Raw genomic sequence first — 3427 nt, 5'->3', positions numbered from 1 at the left:
TGTGATTAATACCTTTAAATAACCTTTAATCATCAATATTGGATTAAATTCCTTAATTAATTTTTTTCATTAAAATCCTTGACTGTTTATTTATTGTTCGATATATTGTATAAAATATTAAAAAATTTTTTATTTTTTTATTTTGTTTAATTTTATCAATTAATTTATTGAATATTTGTATCAAAATAGTTATATTTATATACATTTAAGTTATAAATATAATTTATTTGTTATAATATGACAAAATAAATTAGGTGTATTAAGGGATTTGTCTGAACAAAAATAACGAATTCAAGAAATACTCTAATGAATTATTATAATAATTTTTAAAGTGGTTATATGGCAAACGAAGAAAAGAAAGTTGCAAGAAAACGTTTTGATGAAATTATGGGTGTTGCAAAAAGACACCACTTGGCAAACTTGTTAAAAAATGAGCCTGATGAAGATTTTGAGGTTTCAGATTTAAGATATGCAATGGAAGAATTGGGTCCTGCATTCATTAAGTTGGGTCAGCTGTTGGCTACAAGGCCCGATATGGTGGGTAACGAAATTGCAGACGATTTAAAGATGCTTAGGGACAATACTCCCGTAACCCCTTTCGATGAAATTAGAAAAGTCATTGAAGGAGAGCTTGGACAACCATTGGAGGAAGTGTATTCCGAATTCAATGAAGAGCCTCTCGGTTCTGCTTCAATAGGTCAAGTTTACAAGGCAACATTAAAGGACTCCGGCAGGGAAGTTGCTGTTAAAGTTCAAAAGCCTGGAATCTATGATGTCATAGTGCCTGATGTGAAAATATTAAACAGACTCGCCGGTACAGTCGATAGACATGTTACTAAATCCAGGACTTATAATTTGCCTGCAATGGCCAAGGAATTTGAAAGGTCCATCTTCAAAGAACTCAACTACATGGAAGAAGTCAAAAACATCAATAAGATTACAAATAACTTTAAAGAGGTCGACTATATTAAGATACCTGAGGTATACCCTGAACTTTGTACATCTAAACTCATAAATATGGAGCTTATTGACGGTTATGAAGTGACTGATCTATACGACAATGAAATTGAAGGTATCAACAATGCTGAAATTGCCCAATACGGTTGCCAATCCTATTTAAAACAGGTATTGATTGACGGATTTTTCCATGCAGACCCGCACCCAGGTAATCTGTTCGTGACCCGTGACAATAGGTTATGTTACATCGATTTCGGAATGATGGGTGTAGTGAACGATACTTTCAGGTCAAATTTTGCTCAATTGGTTCTGCTCCTGTTGGATGGAAATTCACACCATCTAATCAATCAATTGCTTTACATGAACATCATCACTCCAGAACAGAATACTCCTGAGTTCAAGGAAGATGTTGATGACCTTTTGAACGCCTATATCGGTGTTGATATGGATCAGATGGACGGCATATTCGATGACTTGATGAATGTCATGATTGAACATAACATTATTCTTCCAAGGGAATTCGTAATGATTGGAAGGGGTTTAATCCTCATTGAGGAAGCCGGAGACAAGTTGGACCCTCACTTCAATCTCACAAGTGAACTTGAGAAATTCGCTAAAGACATGATTAAATCCAAATTCGAACCAGGAAACCTCGTAGGTGGTGGATTTAACTATATTGTAGAAATTGAACATTTGCTAAAAGATTTGCCTGACAGGCTCAACAGCACTCTTGATAAGGTTGAGAAAGGTGAATTGGAACTGAATATGAACCATACCGGTTTGGATGATTTGAAAAATCAGCTATCCATATCTATAATTGTAGCAGCATTGCTTGTAGGTTCATCCATTGCAATTTTAGCGGACAAGGGTCCTAAAGTCTGGGATATTTCTGCAATCGGATTTATAGGATTTGTATTCAGTGCAGTTCTTGGTGCATATTTGGTTATTAAATATATTAGGGATTAATTCTATTTCCCTATCGATGGAGATTAAGTTCGTTTGAACTTTATCTTCAATTAAATTTTTTAGACTAATTTTTCATATCTTTGTTGCCTACAAAATACTTAAAATGGGCATTGATTAAATCAAAATTAAATTTTTTTATTTCATTTAATTAATCGGATTTAACATTAAATGAGCTTTTTTTTAAAAAATATTTTGTCTTTCAAGATTGGATGTATATGTGATGGTTTAAATGGTTTAAATAATGCATATTAATGCTTAAGATTTAAAAAATTAAGCATTAATAATATTCGTCATCATCGTCTTCCCCTTCAAAATTGCGCTCAATCTTTTTGATTCTACGAATGATTTTATTAATTTCATCTATTCCTTCGCCTTCAATGGCAGAAATGAAAATGGAGTTTTCTTCATCATCAATATACTCATTGAGATATTCGGTGTCTTCTATAAGGTCCATTTTATTGAAAAGGTAATAGACGGGAATTTCTGAAAATATCTTCTCGATTTGCTTTAGGAGATTATATTGATTTTCCAGATGGAATCCACAGGTTTCGGAAGCGTCAAAGATAAACAGTATCGCATCGGCCAAATGTTCAAGCGCAACAATCGCATTCATTTCAATGTCATTCATTTCCAGGACAGGTCTGTCCAGAAGTCCTGGTGTGTCAATTATCTGTATGCTTCTCCAATGCATCTCTGTATGTCCAATCTGTATCCCTTTGGTTGTAAACGGATAGTTTGCAACTTGAGGGTCCGCTCCGGTAATCTGCCTTAAAAGGGTGGATTTTCCCACATTTGGAAATCCAGCAATAACGATTGTGGTTGCATCGAAATCGATTGTAGGCATGTTCCTCAGGTTTTGCTTTGCAAAGTCAAGGAAATCCAGATTAGGTTTGATCTTATTTATGACAGATGCAATCCTACCGTAAGCCTGCTTTTGAATTGCAGTTGCCTTTTCAGAAGGATTTTTCCTGATTTTGGCACCGTATTCCTTTTCAAGTTGGGTTATAATTCCATAAGCCCAGTTAAGTCCTCCAAGGGCCTGTTTCATGTCATCCACACCAACGGTAATGTCAATGTAATCTTGATAAAAAGGATGCATGCTTTCGATTTCAGGAACTGCATCCAAAATTGATTTTAACTTGTCTTTAATGACTTGACAGGATGTAACAACACGTCTTTCTTCAATTCTTTTTCCTTTCAAATGTTTTGGTATTTTCTGTGATCTAAGTAAGTCTGCTTGCTTTTTGCCTCTGCTGAATCCCTTGTCTAATATTTCATTGGGAGTAGGTATTGTCGGAATCATCATTTCAATCACTCATTTAAAAATTTGTCCTTGGAATTTGTACACGTCGCAGCTTTCATCCATCCAGCTGTCCGCACTGATTCCCGCTTTCATGCATGTGTGTTCTAAAAAGTCTTCAATGGTAAATGCATTTTCAACTGCAACTTGAGGGAGCAATAATCCTCTTGCATATCCCTTCTGTATTATGAGTCCGTCACGGCC

At 35.0% G+C, this 3427-nt stretch carries 3 protein-coding genes; 1 reads left to right on the top strand and 2 read right to left on the bottom strand.

The features are described 5' to 3' along the window. The first annotated feature begins 339 nt into the window (after nucleotides 1–339). Nucleotides 340–1923 carry an AarF/ABC1/UbiB kinase family protein gene (locus tag E7Z79_RS09570; protein ID WP_303739711.1) on the top strand — a complete coding sequence of 528 codons (1584 nt, stop codon included), beginning with the start codon at nucleotides 340–342 and terminating at the stop codon, nucleotides 1921–1923. A 277-nt stretch (nucleotides 1924–2200) separates the two neighbouring features. On the opposite strand, the gene E7Z79_RS09565 is transcribed toward E7Z79_RS09570, so the two are convergent. Both E7Z79_RS09565 and E7Z79_RS09560 read right to left on the bottom strand, forming a co-directional pair. Further along, the gene (locus E7Z79_RS09565; RefSeq protein WP_303739710.1) at nucleotides 2201–3229 is read right to left on the bottom strand and encodes an NOG1 family protein; all 1029 of its coding nucleotides are present in this window, start codon (nucleotides 3227–3229) and stop codon (nucleotides 2201–2203) included. A 9-nt stretch (nucleotides 3230–3238) separates the two neighbouring features. Then, a partial coding sequence (locus E7Z79_RS09560) for an AMMECR1 domain-containing protein (RefSeq protein WP_303739709.1) occupies nucleotides 3239–3427 on the bottom strand: 189 nt, incomplete at its 5' end.

This window comes from Methanobrevibacter thaueri, assembly GCF_015062905.1.
Lineage (GTDB): Archaea > Methanobacteriota > Methanobacteria > Methanobacteriales > Methanobacteriaceae > Methanocatella > Methanocatella thaueri_A.
Note: the sequence above shows the minus strand (reverse complement) of the source record. Positions and strands in the feature narration are given on the sequence as shown.